The following is a 22017-nucleotide window of genomic DNA, read 5'->3' on the forward strand; positions in this document are numbered from 1 at the left end:
ACGATCGCGGGACCAGCCCGCGCCACCACTGGAGGTGTCCCGTGAGCAACGACGCTCGCACGGAGCACGACCCGTTCGTCGCGCTCCAAGACTCCGCGGAGTTCGCGGACCTCAGGTCCCGGTTCCGCCGGTTCGTCTTCCCGATGACCGCGCTGTTCCTGACGTGGTACTTCCTCTACGTCCTGCTGTCGGTCTACGCGCCGGTCTTCATGAGCCACAAGGTGGTCGGCAACATCAACGTGGGCCTGATCCTGGGGATCGGCCAGTTCGTGTCGACCTTCGCCATCACGATCCTCTACGTGCGCTGGGCCGACCGTGAGTTCGACCCGCGCGCCGCCGCACTCGCCACCACGATCGGGGAGGACCACCGATGAGCGCGCCCACCCTCGCCAACCTCGCCCCCGCCGCGACGAACGTCGGCAGCCCGACGCTGAACATCACGATCTTCGGCGTCTTCGTCCTCATCACGCTCGCGATCGTCATCCGGGCGTCGAAGAACAACCGCAGCGCCGCCGACTTCTACGCCGGCGGCCGCGCGTTCACCGGGCGGCAGAACGGCATCGCCATCGCCGGCGACTACCTGTCGGCGGCGAGCTTCCTCGGCATCGCGGGGGCCATCGCCCTCAACGGCTACGACGGCTTCCTCTACTCCATCGGCTTCCTCGTCGCCTGGCTCGTCGCCCTGCTCCTGGTGGCCGAGCTCCTGCGCAACGCAGGGAAGTACACGATGGCCGACGTGCTCTCGTTCCGCCTCAAGCAGCGGCCGGTGCGCATGGCCGCGGCGATCTCCACCCTCGCGGTCTGCTTCTTCTACCTGCTCGCGCAGATGGCAGGAGCCGGGGGGCTCGTCGCCCTCCTGCTCGGCATCGACGACAAGGGCGGCCAGTCCGTGGTCATTGCGGTGGTCGGCATCATCATGATCGCCTACGTCCTCATCGGCGGCATGAAGGGCACGACCTGGGTGCAGATCATCAAGGCGGTGCTGCTCATCATCGGCGCGGGCGTGATGTTCGTCTGGGTGCTGAGCAGGTTCGGCCTCAACCTCAGCTCGCTGCTGGGCGAAGCCGTCGAGAAGTCGGGTGGCAAGAAGGTCCTCGACCCAGGTCTGCAGTACGGCAAGAGCGGCCTGACCAAGATCGACTTCATCTCGCTGTCGCTGGCCCTGGTGCTCGGCACCGCCGGCCTGCCGCACGTGCTGATGCGCTTCTACACCGTGCCCTCGTCCAGGGAGGCCCGGAAGTCCGTCGAGTGGGCGATCTGGCTGATCGGGATCTTCTACCTGTTCACCCTGGTCCTCGGCTACGGCGCGGCTGCCCTCGTCGGACCCAAGGTGATCGCGGCGGCTCCCGGCAAGGCCAACTCGGCGGCGCCACTGCTCGCCTTCGAGCTGGGCGGCGAGCTGCTGCTCGGGATCATCTCGGCGGTGGCGTTCGCGACGATCCTCGCGGTCGTCGCCGGCCTGACCATCACGGCGAGTGCCAGCCTCTCGCACGACATCTACAACTCTGTCATCAAGGAGGGCACCGCCACCCCCGAGGACGAGGTCCGGGTCGCTCGCATCACCGCGGTCGTCATCGGCATCTTCGCGATCCTCGGTGGCATCCTCGCCAACGGCCAGAACATCGCGTTCCTCGTCGCCCTCGCCTTCGCCATCGCGGCGTCGGCGAACCTGCCGACGATCCTCTACTCGCTGTTCTGGAAGCGGTTCAACACCCGAGGAGCGCTCTGGTCGATCTACGGCGGCCTCACCACCGCGCTGACGCTGATCGTCTTCAGCCCGGTCGTCTCCGGGAAGCCGGTGGACCCGGTCACGGGCAAGTCGCTGTCGATGCTGCAGGACACCGACTTCCACTGGTTCCCGCTGGACAACCCCGGCATCGTCTCGATCCCCCTGGCCTTCGTTCTGGGCTGGCTGGGCACCGTGACGAGCAAGGAGTACAACGCAGCCAAGTACGCCGAGATGGAGGTGCGATCCCTCACCGGCCACGGCGCCGAGAAGGCGGTCGCGCACTAGGTGCGCTAGAGGCCGCGCGACCACCCGGCATACCTGCGACCACGGTGCCGCGTCCCCGGACAGGGGGCGCGGCACCGTTCCCACTTGGTGTGCCGGGTCAACCGGGAGGCGCACGACTGCGTCATTGGCGTGTCCGAAGGGAGGACACCATGAACATCACGAAGCACCTCTCCACGCGACTGGCCATCCGGTCGCTCGTCATCGCCCTGGCGGCCGGGGCAGTCCCCGTCGTTGCCGCCACCACCTCCGCACAGGCCGCGCCCTACTGCGGGATCACCTGGGGTTCGCTCGCCAAGAACTCCTCCACCATGGTCCCCGGCCCCCTCACGAATGTCCGGGCGGGACGGCACACCTGCTTCGACCGGCTCGTCGTCGATGTGAAGGGCAGGGCTCCCGGCTACACGGTGAAGTACGTGTCCAACGTCTTCACCGAGGGCCAGGGTGCAGTCGTGCCGCTACGCGGTGGCGCCAAGCTGCTGGTCGTCACCCGGGCCCCGGCCTACAGGGACACCGGAGCCGCAAGCTACAACCCTGCCAACGATCGCGAGCTGGTCAACGTCACCGGCTACACGACGTTCCGGCAGGTCTCCTGGGCCGGGACGTTCGAGGGTCAGTCCTCGATGGGACTCGGGGTCAGGGCACGGCTGCCGTTCCGCACCTTCACGATCCAGGACGCCACTGGCAGCCGGCTCGTCATCGACGTGGCGCACCGCTGGTAGGGGTGCCCTGCTCGGCGTGGACGTTCCCCGCGGGCGCTGTCCGGCGACGCAGACCGCCGAGCAGCGCCCGCGTCGCTGCGATGAGCACCGCCAGCACGAGCGCGGCGAGGAGCCAGCCGCTCGTGGACCGCACAAGGGACTCCGAGTAGTTCCACCACTGCGTTCGGAGGAAGTCCCACGACGCCTCGGCCACGAGACGGATCTCCTCCCGCTTGGACCCTGCCTGCAGACCCGGGTGGAGCACGTCCCAGCCGTAACCGACCGACCTGGCCAGCAGGGCGAAAACGAGCCAGGTCAGCAGGATCCGCGCGACGCTGAGCAGTGTCGGCGCGACGCGCTGCACGGTGGCCACCGCGAACGGAAGGGCGAGGGCTACCGCCAGCAGGAGTCCGTGCGGCCACGTGGCCGGTGACAACCCCGCCACGACGGCTAGAACCGTCGCGGCACCGAGCGGACCCTTGTGACCGCGGACCCCGAGCACGATGCCGGCGAACGCAGCCACTGCCAGCAGGAGCGCCAGGACCTCGCGCTCATCGGGGTAGCTGTCGACGGCGGGCGCCGACAGCAGCCACCCGAGGCCGCTCAGGACGAGCACGATGACGAAGCGCGGCCAGGCCGAGCGCACGAGGAGCGAGACCGACGCCGCAGCCGCCGTCGCCCCGAGCAGGAGGACGTCGCCGTCGAGCGCCTCGAGCGGCAGGTGGAACCATGACTCCACACCCCAGAACCCGACCGGCCACCACAGGAGCGCTGCGAGCAGCATGGCCACCTCTGGCCAGATGCGGCGCGCCACTTCCCTGCCGCGTTCGAGCGTGGTGGGCGGTGTCGTCTCGGAACCGGTGTCGGTAGTGGAGTTCCCCGTGGTGCTCACGCCACCAGAGGCTAGCCGCTTGCCGCTCCGTGCGTCCGTCGATCGATCAACGCGACCACTCCCCTTGATGCGCGGCCCGGATACGGGTTGGCTTGGTGTGTCACCGCGACTGCGACGTCGGCCCAGCCGCCGACGTCGCCTGCCAACGCCGCCAGGAGGAACCACCGTGTCCGACACCTTGTCCACGAGCCAGACCGAGGGTCGGGATCTGTCCCCCACCCCCGAGTTCGCCGCCCAGGCCAACGGTCAGGCGGACCTCTACGACGCGGCGGCCGCGGACTTCGAGGGCTTCTGGGCCGACCAAGCCCGGCAGCGCCTCACGTGGGCCAAGGACTTCGACCAGACGCTCGACTGGAGCGGTGCGCCGTTCGCCAAGTGGTTCGTCGGAGGCGAGGTCAACGCGGCCTACAACTGCGTCGATCGGCACGTCGAGGCCGGGAACGGCGACCGTGTCGCCATCCACTTCGAGGGAGAGGGGGGCGACACCCGCACCGTCACGTATGCCGAGTTGCAGCGTGACGTGGCCAAGGCCGCCAATGCCCTTGAGTCCCTTGGGGTTTCGAAGGGCGATCGCGTGGCGATCTACCTGCCGATGATCCCCGAAGCCGTGGCGGCGATGCTCGCGTGTGCCCGGATCGGCGCCCCGCACTCGGTGGTGTTCGGGGGGTTCTCGGCCGACGCGCTGCGCACCCGGATCGCCGACGCCGAGGCCAAGGTGGTCATCACCGCCGACGGCCAGTTCCGCCGCGGTAAGTCGGCCCCGCTGAAGCCTGCCGTCGACGCGGCCGTCGAGGGCGAGACGACCGTCGAGAAGGTCCTGGTCGTGCGGCGCACCCAGGAGGAGGTCGCCTGGAACGACGGTCGCGACGTCTGGTGGCACGACGTCGTCGACTCCGCGAGCGACCAGCACGAGGCGGTCCCCCACGAAAGCGAGCACCCGCTCTTCATCCTCTACACGTCGGGGACCACGGGGAAGCCCAAGGGCATCTTCCACACGACGGGCGGCTACCTGACCCAGGCGGCATACACGAACTCGGTCGTCCACGACGTGCACCCGGAGACCGACGTCTACTGGTGCACGGCCGACATCGGCTGGGTGACCGGCCACTCGTACATCGTCTACGGGCCGCTGGCCAACGGCGCGACCCAGGTGATCTACGAGGGCACTCCTGACACCCCGCACCAGGGCCGCTGGTGGGAGATCATCGACAAGTACAAGGTCTCGATCCTCTACACCGCGCCCACGGCCATCCGGACGTTCATGAAGTGGGGGGACGACATCCCGGCGAAGTTCGACCTGTCATCGCTGCGCGTGCTCGGCTCCGTCGGTGAGCCGATCAACCCCGAGGCCTGGCTCTGGTACCGCAGGAACATCGGTGGAGGACGGTGCCCGATCGTCGACACGTGGTGGCAGACCGAGACCGGCGGCATCATGATCAGCCCGCTGCCCGGAGTCACCGACCTCGAGCCCGGCTCGGCCCAGCGACCGATCCCCGGCATCAGTGCCGAGATCCTCGACGACGAGGGCCAGCCGCTGCACGACCCCGAGGCGGTCGGTTACCTCGTCCTCACCAAGCCCTGGCCCGGAATGCTCCGCGGCATCTGGGGCGACGAGGAGCGCTACAAGGAGACCTACTGGTCGCGGTTCGGCCCCGAGTACTACTTCGCCGGCGACGGTGCGAAGTACGACGCGAACGGCAACATCTGGCTGCTCGGCCGCGTCGACGACGTCATGAACGTCTCGGGTCACCGGCTGTCGACCGCCGAGATCGAGTCGGCCCTGGTGTCGCACCCGTCGGTGGCCGAGGCCGCCGTCGTGGGCGCCACCGACGACACGACCGGTCAGGCCGTGGTGGCGTTCGTCATCCTGCGCGGCGGGTCGGAGGACCACGGCGACGAGACCGTCCAGGAGCTGCGCAACCACGTCGCCAAGGAGATCGGCCCGATCGCCAAGCCCCGCTCGATCATGGTCGTGTCCGAGCTGCCCAAGACCCGCTCCGGCAAGATCATGCGCCGGCTGCTCCGTGACGTCGCCGAGAACCGTGAGGTCGGGGACGTCACGACCCTGGCCGACTCGTCGGTCATGGGCCTGATCAAGGAAGGCATGAGCTCCGGCAAGGAGGACTGACCCCGCGCCGGTCACCCCAGCCAGCAGCACGACGCGGTATGCCGCGGACGCACGTCCGCGGCACACCGCGTGCCTTGCTTCGGCCCTTTCGAGGACTACCGCGGAGTCCTATCCTGAAGCCCATGGGGCTCAAGCCCGTGCGCCGGCGCAGCCAGGTGCCACTCCCTGAGGAGCCGGAGGACCAGACGGTCCGCCAGTACCGCTACCTGCTCCGGACCGCGCCCCTCGATGCGCTCGAGGCTGCCCATGTCGAGGCACTGTCGGCCATCGAGCCGCTCCACCGGGAGACGGTCCTGCGCACCGTCCAGGCCGAGCTCGTGGCGGGTGCCCACCTGCACCCGCACGACGTCGCGCCGCTGGCACACCTCATGACGCTCGGCGAACGCCGGAGCCCGGGGGTGCTGACAGGGTCGCTGCCCGAGCCGGCCCTGGCGGCGCTGGCCCAGGCACTGATCACCAGCGAGCCGGCCTTCGGGCTGTTCAGCGGCTATGCGTCGTGGGACGGCGTCGATCCGGAACCACCGTCGGAGCACGACGACAGCGAGTACGGCGAGAGCTGGCATGCGGCCAGGGCGACCCGGGACGGCACCGCACCGGGCCTGAACGGCGCCTTCGGCGGCGTCTAGTCCCGTCCGCCGCCACGTGTCGCCGCCAGCGCTCAGCTGGTGCAGAGGCAGAACGGGTGGCCGGCCGGGTCGAGGAAGACCCGGAAGGTCGTCCCCGGCTGGTGGTCGTGCTTGGTCGCCCCGAGCGCGACCACCTCGGCCTCACCGGTGTCGAGGTCCTCGACCACCACGTCGAGGTGCATCTGCTGGGGGACGTCCTGACCGGGCCAGACGGGAGCCCGGTAGTCGTCGACCTGCTGGAAGCAGATGCACTGCCCGTAGTCGGCGCGGATCTCGAACCAGTCGCCCTCGTTCTTGATGGGCCAGTCGAGCATGGTGCCGTAGAACGTCGCCAGGGCCTGGGCGTCAGGGCAGTCGAGGACGAGGGTGGGAAAGCGTGCGATAGCCATCCCGGCACGCTACGGCCAGTTCCGGACGATCCGCATCCGCAAATCGCCCATGGGCAGCCACTGGTCGCGGGCCACCAGCACCTCGCGCAGCAGGTCGGGGCGGTCCGTGATGATCCCGTCGACCCCGGCGTCGAGCAGCCGGACCATCGTCGCCGCGTCGTCCACGGTCCACACGACCACCCGCACGCCGATCCGGTGCGCCCCCTCGACGAGTCGGTCGACGAAGACCGGCAGCCGCCCGAGCTTGAGCGGCACGTGCGCGAACTCCGCCGTCGCGAACCGCCGAGCGGGCGGCATACCGGCACGGGCGGTGGTGACCACGGCGGTCAGGGAGCGCCAGCCCAGGGCGGTCCGCACCCCTGGCACCTCGGCGCGCACGACGTCGAGCCAGCCGTCCCACGCCCCAGCGACGCACACCCGGTCTCGAAAGTCGCTGTGCTGCAACAGTTTCCCCAACGGGGCGATCGCCGCCTGGTCCTTGAGGTCCACCGTGAAGTTGGCGTCGGGGAAGGCCTCCAGCGCATCAGCCAGGGTCGGGATCGGCTCGCATCCAGCCACCCGCACCGCCCGCAGCGACGCGAGGGTATGCCGCGCCACCGGGCCGGTGGCGTCCGTCACCCGGTCGAGGGTCGCGTCGTGGAAGCAGACCAGCTCCCCGTCGGCGGTCAGCCGGACGTCGGTCTCGAGGTACCGCACGCCCAGGGCCGTCGAGAGGGCGAAGGCGGCGACGGTGTTCTCGGGGGCGAGGGCGGCACCCCCGCGGTGGGCGAGGGCGAGCGGACCGGACTCCGTGCCGTAGGCCATGCGCCCAGCCTGCCGCCCCCCGAAGCCCATCCCGACCAGCCGGGGCGCTTCCCGTCGACTGTTCACCCGATGGTCGTCACGCGTTCGGTGACGAGTACCTCAGCCGACGCTGCCACGCATCTCGGCGGAGATCGCGGTCGCGGCCGCATGCAACGGGCCGGTGGCGCGCTCGACGAAGTCATCGGTCATCCGCGGCAGCGGACCAGAGACGGACAGGGCCAACGGCTGGGGGGTGTCGAGCACTGCCACGGCGACGCACCGCACGCCGATCTCCTGCTCCCCCTCGTCGAGTGCGTAGCCGCGCTCACGGGTCCGACCCAGCTCGGCGGCGAAGGCGGCCGGGTCGGTCAGCGTGTGCTCGGTGCGGGCCGGCATGCCGGTCCTGGCCAGGATGGCGTTGACGACGGCCGGGTCCAGGTTCGCCATGATCGCCTTGCCCACACCGGTGGAGTGGGGGAGGACCCTGCGCCCCACCTCGGTGAACATCCGCATCGAGTTGCGACTGGCCATCACCTGGCCGACGTAGACCACCTGGTCGCCGTCGAGCATGGCCAGGTTGATGGTCTCGCCGAGCTCGTGAGCGAGCCGCTCCATGTGGGGCCTTGCCCAGCGACCGACCATGCGGGAGGTGGTCTCGCCGAGCCGGATCAGCCGCGGCCCCAGCGAGTACTGGCGCGAGGCTTCCTGCCGTACGTAGCCGAGGTCGACCAGCGTCCGCACGAGTCGGTGGATGGTCGGCAGCGGCAGCTGGGCGTCTGCGGCGAGCTGCGACAGGCTGATCACGCCCCCGGCGTCGGCCATCGTCTCGAGGATCGCGAACGCACGCTCGAGCGACTGGACGCCGCCGCCGCTCTTCGGTGTGGCCGCCGCCTCCGCTACGGGCTGCTCGGTGCTCATATTTCTCTCCCCATGGGTTCCCTAATGAGAAGAAGATTTCGTATCATGGAACAATTCTAGTCTGTGCGCCGCCACCGCGGCACGCGACACCACCACCTTCTCCCGAGGATGCGCATGTCCCAGCCCTCCGTGACGCCCACCGTCGTCGTCGATGTCACCCACAAGGTCGAGCGCAGCGACGAGATCCTCACCCCGGAGGCGCTGGAGTTCCTCGCCGAGCTGCAGACCCGTTTCGGCGGACGCCGCGACGAGCTGCTGGCCGCACGCAGCCTGCGCCGCGCCCAGGTCTCCCGCACCGGGCGCCTCGACTTCCTCGACGAGACGCGCGAGGTCCGTGAGGGCGACTGGCAGGTGGCTCCGGCACCGGCGGACTTCGCAGACCGCCGGGTCGAGATCACCGGGCCGACCGAGCGCAAGATGGCCATCAACGCCCTCAACTCCGGAGCCAAGGTGTGGCTCGCCGACCTCGAGGACGCGAACACTCCCCACTGGGCGAACGTCATCGGCGGTCAGGTCAACCTCTACGACGCGGTTCGCCGCACCATCGAGCTCACCACCGCCGAGGGCAAGCACTACGAGCTCAAGGACCCGAACGGCATACCGGTGATCGTGCCGCGGCCACGCGGCTGGCACTTCGACGAAGAGCACCTGCACCTCGAGGGAAAGCCGCTCGTCGGCGCGCTGGTCGACTTCGGCCTGTACTTCTTCCACAACGCCGACGAGCTGGTGTCCCGCGGAAGCGGCCCCTACTTCTACCTGCCCAAGATGGAGTCGCACCTCGAGGCCCGGCTGTGGAACGACGTCTTCACGTTCAGCCAGGAGCGGCTCGGGGTCGCCCACGGCACGGTGCGGGCCACGGTCCTCATCGAGACCATCCCGGCGGCCTTCGAGATGGAGGAGATCCTCTACGAGCTGCGCGACCACGCGGCCGGGCTGAACGCCGGGCGCTGGGACTACCTCTTCTCGATCATCAAGTACTTCCGCGACTCCGGCCCGTCGTTCACCCTGCCCGATCGCGGTGACGTGTCGATGAACGCGCCGATGATGAAGGCCTACAGCGACCTGCTCGTGCAGACCTGCCACAAGAGGGGCGCGTTCGCGATCGGCGGGATGGCGGCCTTCATCCCGAGCAAGGACCCCGAGGTCAACGAGCGGGCCTTCGCCAAGGTGACCGAGGACAAGAACCGTGAGGCGAGGGCCGGCTTCGACGGATCCTGGGTGGCGCACCCGGGCATGGTCGGGCTGTGCAAGGAGATCTTCACCGGCGTGCTCGGCGACTCCCCCAACCAGCTCGAGAAGCGGCGCGACGACGTCTCCGTCACCGCCGACGACCTGCTCGATGCCGGCGCGACGCCGGGCGAGCGGACCATGGAAGGGCTGCGCGCCAACGTCTCCGTCGGCATCCAGTACCTCCAGGCCTGGCTCGAGGGCAACGGCGCCGTCGGCATCCACAACCTGATGGAGGACGCTGCGACTGCCGAGATCTCGCGCTCCCAGATCTGGCAGTGGCTGCACTCCGGGGCGAGGCTGACTTCCGGTGAGACCGTCACCCGTGAGCTGGTCGACCAGGTGGTGGAGCAGGAGTATGCCGGGCTGCGCGAGACCGTGGGCGAGGAGGCTTTCAGTGCGGGCTCGTGGGAGGCGGCGCGACGGCTGTTCGTCGAGTGCGCGCTCGATCCGGAGTTCCCCGACTTCCTGACCCTGCCCGCCTACGCCGAGGTGCTGCGCGTCGAACGCCAGCGCTGACTCAGCGCCAGCACCCCCTGCAACTCCCCCCAACCCCTGCAAGCAACCTTTGCTAGCAAAGGTTGCTGGATGGCGGACATGTTGCAACCTGTCCGTGAACAAGTTTCCTTTGCTAGCAAAGGTTGCTGCTGAGGGGCGCAGTGGGTCAGCGACTGGGGGGCATCCGCCAGCGGCCGGCGGCGATCTGGTCGCCTCCGACCCAGACCCCGCCGACGTCCGAGGTGGTGCCGAGCGCGAACACCTTCGACAAGGCGTCATCGGCCGACTTGGCGTTGCCGAGGCCCACGGCGAGCGGGTCGCCCGCCTCGGGCAGCAACCAGATCGCGTCGAACTGCTTGCCGACGGACAGGTCGCCCACCTCGTCGGCCAGCCCCAGCGCATCGGCTCCGGCCACGGTGCACAGCCACAGCAGGTGCGCGGACGTGAGGGGCAGTCCCAGGTCGCCGAGCAGCCGCTGCATGAAGTAGCCCTGCAGGCCCTCCTTGAGCATCGAGAAGCCGGTCCCGGCACCGACATCCGAGCCCATCGCCACCCGCACCCCGGCTTCGACGTGCCGCCGCAGGGGGAACAGCCCACTCCCCAGCGCGGAGTTGCTGGTCGGGCAGTGCGCCACCGAGGCGTTGCGGGCAGCGAGCGTGGCGAGCTCGGCGTCAGTGGGGTGGACGTTGTGGGCCAGCACCGAGCGCGGCGTGACCAGCCCGTGCCGGTCGTAGGTGTCGACGTACGACGCTCCGTCGAAGAGCTGCGCGATCTCGGCGATCTCGGCGGAGTTCTCGTTGACGTGCGAGGTGAACCATGATCCCTCGACCTCGCGGAAGGTGGCGGCGCACGACTCCAGGATCGCGTCACTGGCCGACAGCGAGAAGCGAGGCGTCACGGCATACCGGAGGCGTCCTTTGCCGTGCCACCGTGAGGCGAGGTCGCGCGACTCCTCGTAGGCCCGCTCGGGTGTGGTGAGCAGCGGCTCGGGCAGGATCCGGTCGGAGGTGACCAGACCGGTGGTCACCCTCAGGCCCCAGAGGTCGGCCGCCTCGAACATGATGTCCACGGCCGAGGCGAAGTGCGACCCGAAGACGAGCGCGGTCGTCGTGCCGGCATCGACGAGCCCCGTCACGAAATCCCTTGCCACGCCACGGGCCACGTCGACCTCGGAGAGCCGGATCTCCTCCGGCAGCGCACACTGGTCGAGCCAGTCGAGCAGGGGCATGCCGAGGCCGCCGATGACCCGCACCTGCGGGAAGTGCACGTGCGTGTCGACGAGCCCGGGAAGCATCAGCCCCTCGCGCAGGTCCAGGACGGCCTCGTCCGGGTGAGCGGTGCGCAGCGTCGCGAAGTCGGCGCGGGCCGTGATCACGCCGCCCTCGACGAGCAGTCCGCAGTCCTCGTGCGACCGCAGCGTCCCACCCGAGAACGGGCTCACGGGCGTGTCGAGGACGGTCGCCCGGAACAGGGTCATCGACCCGCCCGATCGGCGTCGGATACCGGCCTGGTCTCGGACACCCGGCTGGTCTCGGACTCGATGGCCCGGACGAGGTCGGCGGCCACGCTCACGGCGATGGTCGCCGGTTCCTTGCCGGTGACCTCGAGCAGCCCGATGGGCGTCTGGATCCGGGCGAGATCCGCCTCCGAATGTCCTTCTGCCGCAAGGGTCTTGCGGAACCGCGACCACTTCGCCGAGGAGCCGATCAGGCCGACGGAGCCGAGGTGCTCGCAGCGCAGTGCCCCGTCGCAGAGTGCCGCGTCCTCCGCGTGGTCGTGGGTCATGATGAGCACGTGGGTGCCGCGTGGCACCTGTCCCAGCACGAGTTCGGGCACAGGCGCGTGGTGGACGTGCACCCTGGCCACTGCGTCGTCGAGGACCCCGATCCGGTCCTGGCCCAGCTGGTCGGCCCGGGAGTCGACCAGGTGCAGCTCGACGTCGTGGCGCGCGAGGATGCGCGCCAGCTCGAGGCCGACGTGACCGACTCCGAAGATCGCCACCGACGGCACCACTGCCAGGGGTTCGAGGAGCACCTGCACCTCGCCGCCACAGCACTGCTGTCCGTGCTCCACGGCTGCCTTGTCGCTGAGCGACAGCTCGAACTGCTCGGGTATGCCGCGCGTGCCGGTGAGCATCGCCCGTGCCCGGTCGATCGCGGTCGCCTCGAGGTTGCCGCCGCCGATGCTCCCCCAGGTCTCTGCCTCGGCGACGACCATCTTCGCTCCGGCGGCGCGCGGCGAGTGCCCACGCACCGACGTCAGCGTGACCAGGACACCCGGTCGTCGCTCCCGCCGCAGCCGCTCCACGGCAGCCAGCCACTCCATGTCAGGTCCCCACCGATGCGGACTGGGTGGCCCGCTCGGACCGTGGGTTCAAGGGGTGGGCGTCGGCGTTCGGCTGGTCCGGGACGACCCCCGGTGCACCTTCGACCATCGCCGTCATGTGCGGCGGCTCGGCCCCGCCGCGGGCTTCCTCGACGGCCCAGTAGACGGCCTCCGGAGTGGCCGGGGAGGCGAGGTCGACGCTCGTCCCGGCTGGTCCGAACGCCGCGGCAGCCTCGCGCAGTGCCTCGCGCACCGAGAAGGCCAGCATGAGCGGCGGCTCGCCGACGGCCTTGGACCCGTAGACCGCGCCGTCCTCGTGGGCCCGCTCCAGGAGTGCGACGTTGAAGACCTCCGGCATCTCGGAGAAGCTCGGCAGCTTGTAGGTGCTGGCGGCCTGGGTGGCCAGCCTGCCCCGTGACGCCCTGTCGGACTCGTCCCAGCGCAGGTCCTCGAGCGTCAGCCAGCCGGCGCCCTGGACGAAGGCACCCTCGATCTGCCCGATGTCGACCAGCGGTGACAGTGAGTCGCCCACGTCGTGGACGATGTCGACCCGCCGCAACCGGTAGGCGCCGGTGAACCCGTCCACCTCGACCTCGGACGCAGCCACGCCGTAGGAGAAGTACTTGAACGGCGAGCCGTGCATGATGCTCGAGTCCCAGTGCAGTCCCTCGGTCTTGTAGAACCCGGCAGCCCACAGCTGGATCCGGCTGAAGTAGGCCTTGCTGACCAGCTCGGCCCAGCTGAGCCCGGCGTTGGCGGGGTCCTCGCGCAGCGGGCGCAGCCGTTCGACGATCTGCTCGCAGGCGTTCTTCACGGCACCGCCGTTGAGGTCTGCGCCGGAGCTCGCCGCCGTGGCCGAGGTGTTGGGCACCTTGTCGGTGCGGGTCGGCGCGAGCCGCACCATCGACAGCGGCACCCCGAGGCTCGTGGCCGCGACCTGGAGCATCTTGGTGTGCAGCCCCTGGCCCATCTCGGTGCCACCGTGGGTGATGAGCACCGAGCCGTCCTTGTAGACGTGCACCAGGGCACCGGCCTGGTTGAACGACGTGAAGTTGAACGAGATGCCGAACTTCACGGGCGTCATCGCGAGAGCGCGCTTGGTGTGCTCGTGCGAGGCGTTGTATGCCGCGATCTCGGCCTTGCGGGCAGCCACGTCACCCGTGGAGAGCACCTGGTCCCAACAGATGCCGGCCCGCTCCGGGTGCCGGACGGGCTGGCCGTAGGGGGTGTCCTGACCCTCGACGTAGAAGTTGCGGCGACGCAGGTCGACCGGGTCGATGCCCAGCAGCGGTGCGCAACGGCCGAGGATGTCCTCGATGACGAGCATCCCCTGCGGCCCGCCGAACCCCCTGAAAGCGGTCTGGCTGGTCTTGTGGGTCTTCGCGATCCGCCCGTTCACCCGGATGTTGGGGATCCAGTAGGTGTTGTCGATGTGGCAGAGCGCCCGGGCCAGGACAGGCTCGGAGAGGTCGAGGCTCCACCCGCCGTCAGACGTCAGGGTCGCGTCGAGGGCCCGCAGCCTTCCGTTGCCGTCAAAGGCGACTCGCCACCCGGCGTGGAACCCGTGCCTCTTTCCCGACATGGTCATGTCCTGGGTGCGGGTCAGTCGCAGTCGCACCGGACGCCCCGTGAGGGTCGCACCGAGGGCAGCGATCGCGGCATACCCGTGGGGTTGCATCTCCTTGCCACCGAAGCCGCCACCCATCCGCAGACACTGGACGGTGACGGCGTTGCTGGCGAGCCCCAGGACGTGGGCGACGATGTCCTGCGTCTCGGTGGGGTGCTGCGTGCTGCTCTGGATGAAGATCTGGCCGTTCTCGTCGACCAGCGCGATCGAGCAGTGCGTCTCGAGGTAGAAGTGCTCCTGCCCGGCGAACTCGAACTCGCCGCTGAAGACGTGTGCGGCACCCTCGAACCCCGCCTCGATGTCACCGCGTTCCATGTGCGGCTGCCCACCCTGGAAGCTCTCGGCCTCGATGGCCTCGTGCACCGTGACCAGCGAGGGCAGGGGTTCGTAGTCGACCTCGACCGCGAGCGAGCCCAGCCGTGCGGCCTCGAGGGTCTCGCCGAGCACCCAGCACACGGCGTGACCGAAGAACATGACCTCGGAGGGGAAGAGCGGTTCGTCGTGCTTGACACCGGAGTCGTTGACCCCGGGCACGTCGTCGGCGGTGAGCACCCGGACCACACCGGGGACAGCCAGCGCGGGGCTGGTGTCGAGCCGCCTGATGCGGGCGTGGGCGTGGGGCGCCTGGACGGGGTGCGCGTGGAGGATGCCGTGGGTGCGAACGGCGAGGTCGTCCGTGTAGAGGGCTTCGCCGGTCACGTGCAGAGAGGCAGCCTCGTGCGGAATCTCTTGCCCGACAACGGGATTGGCTGGGCGCTGGGACAGGGCGCTCATGCTCCCACCTCCTGCGGGGTCGCCGTCTCGGCATGCAGCTTGAGCAGTGCCGTGCCGAGCGTCGCACTCCTGTATGCCGCGCTGGCGCGGTGGTCGTCCATGGGCGTGCCTTCGGCGCGCATCACCTCGGCCGCCTCACGGACCGCGTCGGGAGACCACGGCCGCCCCTCGAGGGCTGCCTCGGTGGCGAGGGCGCGGATCGGTGTCGCCGCCACCCCACCCAGCCCGATGCGGGCCTTGACGACCACGCCGTCGCGCAGGTCGAGGGCGAACCCGACGGCCACGCTGGAGATGTCGTCGAACCGACGCTTGGCGATCTTGTGGAAGGCCGTGACCTCGCTGAGCGGCAACGGGATCCGCACCGCCCGGATCAGCTCGCCCGGCTGCTTGAGCGTCTGCCGGTACCCGGTGAAGTACTCCGCCAAGGGGACCTCGCGCTCGCCGTCCGGCGCGGCCAGGACGACGACGGCCTCGAGCGCCAGCAGGGCCGGCGGGGTGTCGCCGATCGGCGAGCCGGTGCCGAGGTTGCCGCCGATGGTGGCGCCGTTGCGGATCAGCCGGGAGGCGAACTGCGGGAACATCTGGTGCAGCAACGGGATCCGGCCGCCGAGCCCTCGCTCGACCTCGCTCAGGCTCAGGGCGGCCCCGATCTCCACCGAGTCCTCGCCGATCTCGAGGGTGCGCAGCTCGGGCAGCCGGTCGATGCCGATGGCGAAAGGCGTTCGTGCGCCCCGAATGTTGACCTCGACACCCCAGTCGGTCGACCCGGCCACGAGCACCGCATCCGGGTGCTCGCCCAGCAGCCCCAGTGCCTCGGCAAGGTCGCCCGGCCGGGCGAAGGTCCCCGTCGCGCCAGCCAGCCGCGTTGCGGCGGCGACCGGCGGCTCGGCAGCCAGCCGCGCGGCATACGGGTCATCGGCGGCAGGCTCGCCGAGCGCGTAGGCGGCGTCACGGATGGGGCGGTAGCCGGTGCAGCGGCAGAGGTTGCCGGAGAGCGAGTGCAGGTCGAACCCGTTGGGCCCGTGTTCGTGGGCGGCGTCCTCGTGCTCGCGCTCCTCACGGTCGGAGCGGGTGGGCCGGTCGCCGTTCTGCGACGGGTCGGCGGCGGCGCCAGGGGCCTTGGCGCCTCGGCCGGCCCGGTAGTACTCGGCCGCCATGCTGCAGATGAAGCCGGGCGTGCAGTAGCCGCACTGGGACCCGCCACGCACCGCCATCTCGTGCTGGACCGGGTGGAGGGCGTCGGGCCGACCCAGGCCCTCGGAGGTGACGACCTCCTGGCCGTCGAGGGCCGCCACCGGCACGAGGCAGGCGTTGATGGCAGTCCACTGGGTGCCCGTAGCCCCGTCGGGGCGGGCCACCATGATCGAGCAGGCCCCGCACTCGCCCTCGGCGCAGCCCTCCTTGGCGCCGGTGAGACCACGGTCGCGCAGCCAGTCGAGGGCGGTGGTGCTCGGGTCGGTGCCGTCGAGCACACAGGGGGTGCCGTTGACCGTGATCTCGTGGCCGGTGGTTGAAGCCATCGCGCAACTCCCGTCGCCCCAGTCGTTGGGGTTCCATCATCCACCAGGCAGCGACTGCCCGGGCATGGTTGCTGACAGGAGTGGGCCGCCGGTTATCCATGCAGAACGACGGCCCTGTCGTGGTCCTGAGCACGATAGCCCTCAACAAACTGTTGAATCAAGGGTTTCGGGCGACAATCCCACGGTTCGATGTAAACCCGCCGGGGATCCCCGGCGGGTCTACATCGAATGGATGGTGGCGAACCCCCGCAGCACCCCCGTGTAGGTCTTCGGCGGGGGCGGCGCGAGCTCGCCGTGCGTGGAGGGCCGTAGCCCCAACCGGACGACGCTCTCGGCCAGGAGGGTTCCTGCCGCGACTCCGTCGACGACCGGGACGCCGAGCTGTTCGGTGAGCAGCTCGGGCAGACCTGCCATCCCGGCGCAGCCGAGGACGATGGCGTCGGAACCGTCGGCGGCGAGGGCGTTCTTCGCGAAGGCGAGGATCACGGCATACGTCCGGTCCTGGTCTGCCTCGAGCTCGAGAACGGGGATGTCACAGGCGTGCACGCCGGCACACTGGCGCTCCAGCCCGTAGGTGCGGGTCAGGTCCCACGCCCGACCCACGGTGCGGCTCATCGTGGTGACGACCGAGAAGCTGCGCCCAAGGAGCGAGGCTGTCTTCATTGCGGCCTCGGCGATGCCGATCACCGGCCTGGACGCCGCCWCCCGAGCGGCGTCCAGGCCGGGGTCACCGAAGCAGGCCAGGACGAACGCGTCCGCCTGCTGGTCCTCGCGGATCACCTGCAACAGCCCCGGCACGGCGAGGGCTTCGTCGTAGTGGCTCTCGATCGAGGCCGGCCCCATCGACGGCGTGCGGGCCGTGACGACCGTGTCGGGGCCGGCCACTCGTCGCGCCTCGGCCTCGATGAGTGCGGTCATGGACGCCGTGGTGTTGGGGTTGATGACGGTGAGGTGGACGGTCACTTCACGCACGTCTTCGCGTCGAGCGGGCTGTCGCTGACACCCATGCGGGGGGCCAGCAGGGCGTAGGCAGCGAACCCGATACCGCAGCCGATGAACCAGGAGTAGTCGTCGAACCGGTTGATGCCGGGGACGAAGACCGCGGCCATGGCACAGGCGGCCGCGATGGCGGTGGCCCAGATCGCCGGCGGGTTGTAGCCACGCTGGTAGTGGTAGGCGCCGGACTCGTCGAGGGTGAACAGGTCGTCGACGCAGACCCGCTGCTTGTGGACCACGTAGTAGTGGGCGATCAGCACGCCGAACAATGGGCCGATGAAGGCGCCGAGGGTGTCCAGCGTGTAGTGGATCGTCTCGGGGCTCTTGTAGAGGTTCCACGGGGTCAGCAGGACCGAACCGACCGCGGCGATCATGCCGCCCATCCGCCAGCTGATCCTCTGCGGGTTGACGTTGGAGAAGTCGAAGGCCGGGGAGACGAAGTTCGCCACGATGTTGATGCCGATCGTCGCGGTCGTGAAGGTGAGGGCCGCGAGGACGAGGGCAAAGGTGTTGTCGATGTGGCCGACGGTCTCGACCGGGTCGGTGATGAGCTTGCCGTAGACCGGCAGCGTGGCCGCGGCGGTGAGGACGGTCATCAGCGAGAAGAAGACGAAGTTGACCGGCAGACCCCAGAAGTTGCCCTTGCGGACGGCCTTGAACGACTTGCCGTAGCGCGAGAAGTCACCGAAGTTGAGCATCGGCCCGGAGAAGTACGACACGACCAGCGCCGTGGCTGCCAGCATCGTCGTGAAGACCTTGGTGCCGGAGAGCTCGTGGTCGGACAGGTTGAGGTTGATGTTCCAGTCGGCCTTCGTCAGCAGGTAGACGCACAGCGCGATCATCACGACGTAGACGGCGGGCCCGGCGAAGTCGATGAACTTGCGGATCGTGTTCATGCCGGTCCAGAACACCGCGGCCTGGGCAACCCAGAGCAGCGCGAAGGTGAAGTAGCCCAACGTCGAGAGCCCGAGGAACCCGTGCTGGCTGAGGTCGGCATAGGGCTCCAGTCCCGGCCACATCCGCACGAGCAGGATGTCGAGCGAGGCCGACGCCAGGTAGGTCTGGATGCCGTACCAGGCCACGGCGATCAGGCCGCGGATGATGGCCGGGATGTTGGCTCCCAGCACGCCGAAGACCGAGCGACAGATCACTGGATAGGGGACCCCGGTGCGCTGGCTCGGCTTGGCGACCAGGTTGCAGAAGAACAGCACGATCGTGATGCCGACGATGAGGCAGATGAACACCTGCCAGCTGGTCAGGCCGAGGGCGAACAGACTGCCGGCCGTGATGTAGCCACCGACGCTGTGCACGTCCGACATCCAGAACGCGAAGATGTTGTACCAGGACCAGGTCTGCTCCTTGAGCGGGGCAAGGTCCTCGTTGGTCAGACGGGGGTCGTACGACTTCTTGATCAGGCCCGCGCCGGCGCCGTGGTCGTGCTCCCCGTGGTGGGTCGCGAACCCGGCAGCGGCCGCGGCCGCCTCCGTCTCGAAGGGCTTCTCTGTGGTGCTCATCCGGACTCCTTTGTCCACCGCGCCATCGCGGATGTCTTGGGAGAACGCTAGGAGTGGATCCGTTGCGGCATAAGGCTTTGAACCGTATATCCGGGTATATCCAGCACGGTCTTCCGCTCCTCAGTCGACGCTGATGCGGGCGATGCAGGCAGTCAGTCGCTCGTGGTGCGCGTCGGCCGCGGACTTGAGGGCGTCGGCGTCACGGGCGACGAAGGCGTCGAGCATCAGCTGGTGGTCCTCGCGCATCCCGGCGCGGTCCTCCTCGGTGGTGCGCATCATCGTCTGCACCGGCTCGGTGAGGTTCCAGGCGATGTCCAGCATGTGCAGCAGCCGGGGCATCCGACAGGGCGAGAGCAGCGCCTCGTGGAACTCGCGACTGGCCCGCTGGAACCCGTCGGCATCGTCGGCGGCCACGGCCCGTCCCAGGGCGTCGTGGATGGCCGTCGCGCGGTCGTGGTCCACGCGGGTCGACTGGCGGACCGCCGCTTCGAGGGCGGCTGCCTCCAGGGCGCCGCGCACCACGTAGAGCTCGTCGAGCTCGGCCTGCGACAGGGCGGTGACCGTGTAGCCGAGCCGCGGCTGGTGCTCCAGCAGGCCCTCGCCCAGCAGCGTCTTGAGTGCCTCACGGACCGGGATGAGGCTGACACCGAAGAACGCGGCGACGTCGTCGAGCGGGATCGGGCTCCCCGGCGGCACTCTGCCCGAGGCGATCACCCGACGCAGCTCCGACAGCACCTGCGGCCCGGACACGTAGGCCTCCTCGCGGGTGAGCAGGCTGACGATGCCGGACTGCCGCCTGGGCTGGGTCATCCGCGGCTCCTTCGACCGGGTGTCACCGGACCATCATGCCCGCCTAGGCGAACTGGCGGCTGAGGACAGCGTGCCGGTTGACGTCCTTGTAGAGCAGGTAGCGGAATCGACCCGGGCCACCGGCGTAGCAGGCCTGCGGACAGAACGCCCGGAGCCACATGAAGTCGCCCTCCTGCACCTCGACCCAGTCGTTGTTGAGCAGGTAGACGGCCTTGCCCTCGAGCACGTAGAGCCCGTGCTCCATGACGTGGGTCTCGGGGAACGGGATCGCCCCGCCCGGCTCGAAGTTCACGATGTTGACGTGCATGTCGTGACGCACGTCGGTGGGGTCGGCGAACCGCTGCGTGGTCCACACCCCGTCGGTCCCGGGCATCTCCCCCGCGACCACGTCGGACTCGTTGGTGACGAAGGCTTCTGGTACGTCGATGCCCTCCACGACCTGGTAGGCCTTGCGGATCCAGTGGAAGGTCGCGAGGTCGTCCGTGCGGTTGTGCAGAGTCCAGTCCTGGCCCGGCGGGATGAACGCGTAGCCGCCCTCGGCCAGCTCGTGCGTGGCGTCCCCGAGCGTGAGGGTCAGGCCACCTGCCACGACGAAGAGCACGCCCTCTGCGCCGGGGTCGAGCTCGGGCTTGTCGGAGCCACCACCGGGCGACACCTCGACGATGTACTGCGAGAAGGTCTCGGCGAAGCCGGACAGGGGCCGGGCGATCACCCACAGCCGCGTCCTGTCCCAGAACGGCAGGAGACTCGTGACGATGTCGGTCATCGTCCCCCGCGGCAGTACGGCATACGCCTCGGTGAACACCGCCCGGTCGGTGGTGAGCTGGGTCTGCGGCGGCAGCCCTCCGGCGGGTACGTAGTAGGGGTTGGTCGGGTAGCGGGGCGTCGTCATGACTGTCCTCTCCTCAGGAGCCGACCGCGCGGGGCGGCTTCGATGTCGACCGGTATGCCGTGCAGCCAGGTCTGGCGCACCGTCCCGGTGAGTCTGCGGCCGGCATACGCCGACACGGGGTTCTTGTGGTGAAGTGATGCGACGTCCACCGTGAACGACTCGTCGGGGGCGAAGACCACGAGGTCGGCCGGGGAACCGACGGCGATCCGGCCGCGGCCGGTCAAACCGACCTGGTCGGCCGGGCCCTCGCCCATCCAGCGCACGACGTCCACCAGTGAGTGGCCACGGTCGCGGGCCTCGGTCCAGATGGCCGACAGGCCGAGCTGCAGGCCCGCGATCCCGCCCCAGGCCTCGCCGAAGTCGCCGGAGTCGAACCGCTTGAGGTCCTCCGTGCAGGGTGAGTGGTCCGAGACGATGGTGGCGATGACGCCGGAGTCGAGGCCTGCCCAGAGCCGGTCGCGGTTGGCGTGCTCGCGGATCGGCGGGCAGCACTTGAACTGGGTCGCGCCGTCCGGGATGTCCTCGGCGTCGAGGGTGAGGTAGTGCGGACAGGTCTCGACCGAGATCCGGAGCCCTTCGGCCTGGGCGTCGGCGATGAGGGGCAGGGCGTCGGCGTCGGACAGGTGCAGGATGTGCGCCCGGCCACCGGTCGCCCGGGTCGCCTCGACGACCACGCCGATGGCGCGCTCCTCGGCCTCCTTGGGACGTGAGCCCAGGAATCCGGCATACCCCTGACCGTGCGGCTGGGGTGACGACTCGATGGTCTGCTCGTCCTCGGCGTGCACGATCATCAACGCGTCGAACGTGGCGGTCTCCGCCAGGGCCTCACGCAGCTCGCCCGCCGACAGGTGGGGGAACTCGTCCACGCCCGAGTGCAGCAGGAAGCACTTGAACCCGAACACGCCCGCGTCGTGCAGCGGTCGCAGGTCGGGCAGGTTGCCCGGCACGGCGCCACCCCAGAAGCCCACGTCGACGTAGGCCTGGTCGCGGGCGACGGCCTGCTTCTCCTCCAGTGCCGCAACGGAAACCGTCGGCGGGATGGAGTTGAGGGGCATGTCGATGATCGTCGTGACCCCGCCGGCTGCGGCGGCCCTCGTGGCGCTGGCGAAGCCCTCCCACTCGGTGCGGCCGGGCTCGTTGACGTGGACGTGCGCGTCCACCAGTCCTGGCAGCAGCACCTCGTCGTCGGCCAGCTCGACCACGCGGGCGCCGGGCACGTCGGTGTCGTAGGGGTCGACCGCGACGATGCGTCCGTCCGCGACGGAGACCGCGACCGCGACCTCGACGCCGCCGACCACGGCGCGCCTCGCCCGCAGGACCACCTCTGCCGTCACGCCCGACCTCTTCCCGGAGCCGTCCACCGAACCTGCCATGACCGTAATCCCT

General features: G+C 69.6%; 19 protein-coding genes. 6 read left to right on the top strand and 13 right to left on the bottom strand.

Annotation, left to right across the window (positions count from 1 at the left end):
* Window positions 1-41 precede the first annotated feature (41 nt).
* The 3 genes from AC1DVZ_RS13120 (at window position 42) to AC1DVZ_RS13130 (ending at window position 2733) form a co-directional block, all read left to right on the top strand.
* Window positions 42-374, top strand: coding sequence for a DUF485 domain-containing protein (locus AC1DVZ_RS13120; protein ID WP_477618640.1), 333 nt, complete (start codon window positions 42-44; stop codon window positions 372-374).
* Complete coding sequence (locus tag AC1DVZ_RS13125) at window positions 371-2014, top strand: solute symporter family protein (RefSeq protein WP_477618641.1); 1644 nt, start codon at window positions 371-373, stop codon at window positions 2012-2014. Before AC1DVZ_RS13120 ends, AC1DVZ_RS13125 begins: the two co-directional genes overlap by 4 nt.
* A 149-nt stretch (window positions 2015-2163) precedes the next feature.
* Window positions 2164-2733 (top strand): AMIN-like domain-containing (lipo)protein, encoded by a 570-nt coding sequence (locus AC1DVZ_RS13130; RefSeq protein WP_477618642.1) that lies wholly within the window; start codon window positions 2164-2166, stop codon window positions 2731-2733.
* Here the strand turns inward: AC1DVZ_RS13130 and AC1DVZ_RS13135 are convergent.
* Window positions 2708-3604, bottom strand: coding sequence for a hypothetical protein (locus AC1DVZ_RS13135; protein WP_477618643.1), 897 nt, complete (start codon window positions 3602-3604; stop codon window positions 2708-2710). The genes AC1DVZ_RS13130 and AC1DVZ_RS13135 overlap by 26 nt on opposite strands.
* Window positions 3605-3770: 166 nt before the next feature.
* Between AC1DVZ_RS13135 and acs the strand changes: the two genes are divergently transcribed.
* Window positions 3771-5732: an acetate--CoA ligase gene (gene acs, locus AC1DVZ_RS13140; protein ID WP_477618644.1), complete on the top strand. Its 1962-nt coding sequence runs from the start codon at window positions 3771-3773 to the stop codon at window positions 5730-5732.
* A 122-nt stretch (window positions 5733-5854) separates the two neighbouring features.
* A complete protein-coding gene (locus AC1DVZ_RS13145) occupies window positions 5855-6358 on the top strand; it encodes a hypothetical protein (RefSeq protein ID WP_477618645.1) in 504 nt (167 codons plus the stop codon).
* 32 nt (window positions 6359-6390) lie between these two features.
* On the opposite strand, the gene AC1DVZ_RS13150 is transcribed toward AC1DVZ_RS13145, so the two are convergent.
* From AC1DVZ_RS13150 to AC1DVZ_RS13160, 3 genes are all read right to left on the bottom strand, one after another.
* On the bottom strand, window positions 6391-6747 hold the full coding sequence (locus AC1DVZ_RS13150; protein ID WP_477618646.1) for a VOC family protein: 357 nt from the start codon (window positions 6745-6747) through the stop codon (window positions 6391-6393).
* Window positions 6748-6756: 9 nt separating this feature from the next.
* Window positions 6757-7551, bottom strand: coding sequence for a glycerophosphodiester phosphodiesterase family protein (locus AC1DVZ_RS13155; RefSeq protein WP_477618647.1), 795 nt, complete (start codon window positions 7549-7551; stop codon window positions 6757-6759).
* Between the two features lie 99 nt (window positions 7552-7650).
* Window positions 7651-8448 carry an IclR family transcriptional regulator gene (locus AC1DVZ_RS13160; protein ID WP_477618648.1) on the bottom strand — a complete coding sequence of 266 codons (798 nt, stop codon included), beginning with the start codon at window positions 8446-8448 and terminating at the stop codon, window positions 7651-7653.
* A 114-nt stretch (window positions 8449-8562) separates the two neighbouring features.
* Between AC1DVZ_RS13160 and aceB the strand changes: the two genes are divergently transcribed.
* Window positions 8563-10194 carry a malate synthase A gene (gene aceB / locus AC1DVZ_RS13165; RefSeq protein WP_477618649.1) on the top strand — a complete coding sequence of 544 codons (1632 nt, stop codon included), beginning with the start codon at window positions 8563-8565 and terminating at the stop codon, window positions 10192-10194.
* Window positions 10195-10339: 145 nt separating this feature from the next.
* Here the strand turns inward: aceB and AC1DVZ_RS13170 are convergent, their stop codons facing one another.
* From AC1DVZ_RS13170 to allB, 9 genes are all read right to left on the bottom strand, one after another.
* Window positions 10340-11650 carry a guanine deaminase gene (locus tag AC1DVZ_RS13170; protein WP_477618650.1) on the bottom strand — a complete coding sequence of 437 codons (1311 nt, stop codon included), beginning with the start codon at window positions 11648-11650 and terminating at the stop codon, window positions 10340-10342.
* Window positions 11647-12498, bottom strand: coding sequence for a xanthine dehydrogenase accessory protein XdhC (xdhC, locus tag AC1DVZ_RS13175; RefSeq protein WP_477618651.1), 852 nt, complete (start codon window positions 12496-12498; stop codon window positions 11647-11649). The genes AC1DVZ_RS13170 and xdhC overlap by 4 nt, the downstream gene beginning before the upstream one ends.
* Before the next feature lies 1 nt (window position 12499).
* Window positions 12500-14899: a xanthine dehydrogenase molybdopterin binding subunit gene (gene xdhB, locus AC1DVZ_RS13180; RefSeq protein ID WP_477618652.1), complete on the bottom strand. Its 2400-nt coding sequence runs from the start codon at window positions 14897-14899 to the stop codon at window positions 12500-12502.
* A complete protein-coding gene (locus AC1DVZ_RS13185; RefSeq protein ID WP_477618653.1) occupies window positions 14896-16419 on the bottom strand; it encodes a xanthine dehydrogenase small subunit in 1524 nt (507 codons plus the stop codon). The genes xdhB and AC1DVZ_RS13185 overlap by 4 nt, the downstream gene beginning before the upstream one ends.
* A gap of 219 nt (window positions 16420-16638) precedes the next feature.
* A complete protein-coding gene (locus AC1DVZ_RS13190) occupies window positions 16639-17391 on the bottom strand; it encodes an aspartate/glutamate racemase family protein (RefSeq protein ID WP_477618654.1) in 753 nt (250 codons plus the stop codon).
* A complete protein-coding gene (locus AC1DVZ_RS13195) occupies window positions 17379-18929 on the bottom strand; it encodes an NCS1 family nucleobase:cation symporter-1 (protein WP_477618655.1) in 1551 nt (516 codons plus the stop codon). Before AC1DVZ_RS13195 ends, AC1DVZ_RS13190 begins: the two co-directional genes overlap by 13 nt.
* A gap of 120 nt (window positions 18930-19049) precedes the next feature.
* Window positions 19050-19739 (bottom strand): GntR family transcriptional regulator, encoded by a 690-nt coding sequence (locus tag AC1DVZ_RS13200; protein ID WP_477618656.1) that lies wholly within the window; start codon window positions 19737-19739, stop codon window positions 19050-19052.
* Window positions 19740-19782: 43 nt separating this feature from the next.
* Window positions 19783-20631, bottom strand: a complete 849-nt coding sequence (locus AC1DVZ_RS13205; protein WP_477618657.1) for a bifunctional allantoicase/(S)-ureidoglycine aminohydrolase — start codon at window positions 20629-20631, stop codon at window positions 19783-19785.
* A complete protein-coding gene (gene allB / locus AC1DVZ_RS13210; RefSeq protein ID WP_477618658.1) occupies window positions 20628-22004 on the bottom strand; it encodes an allantoinase AllB in 1377 nt (458 codons plus the stop codon). Before allB ends, AC1DVZ_RS13205 begins: the two co-directional genes overlap by 4 nt.
* Between the last annotated feature and the right edge of the window lie 13 nt (window positions 22005-22017).

It is taken from the genome of Pedococcus sp. P2_E5 (genome assembly GCF_056403895.1).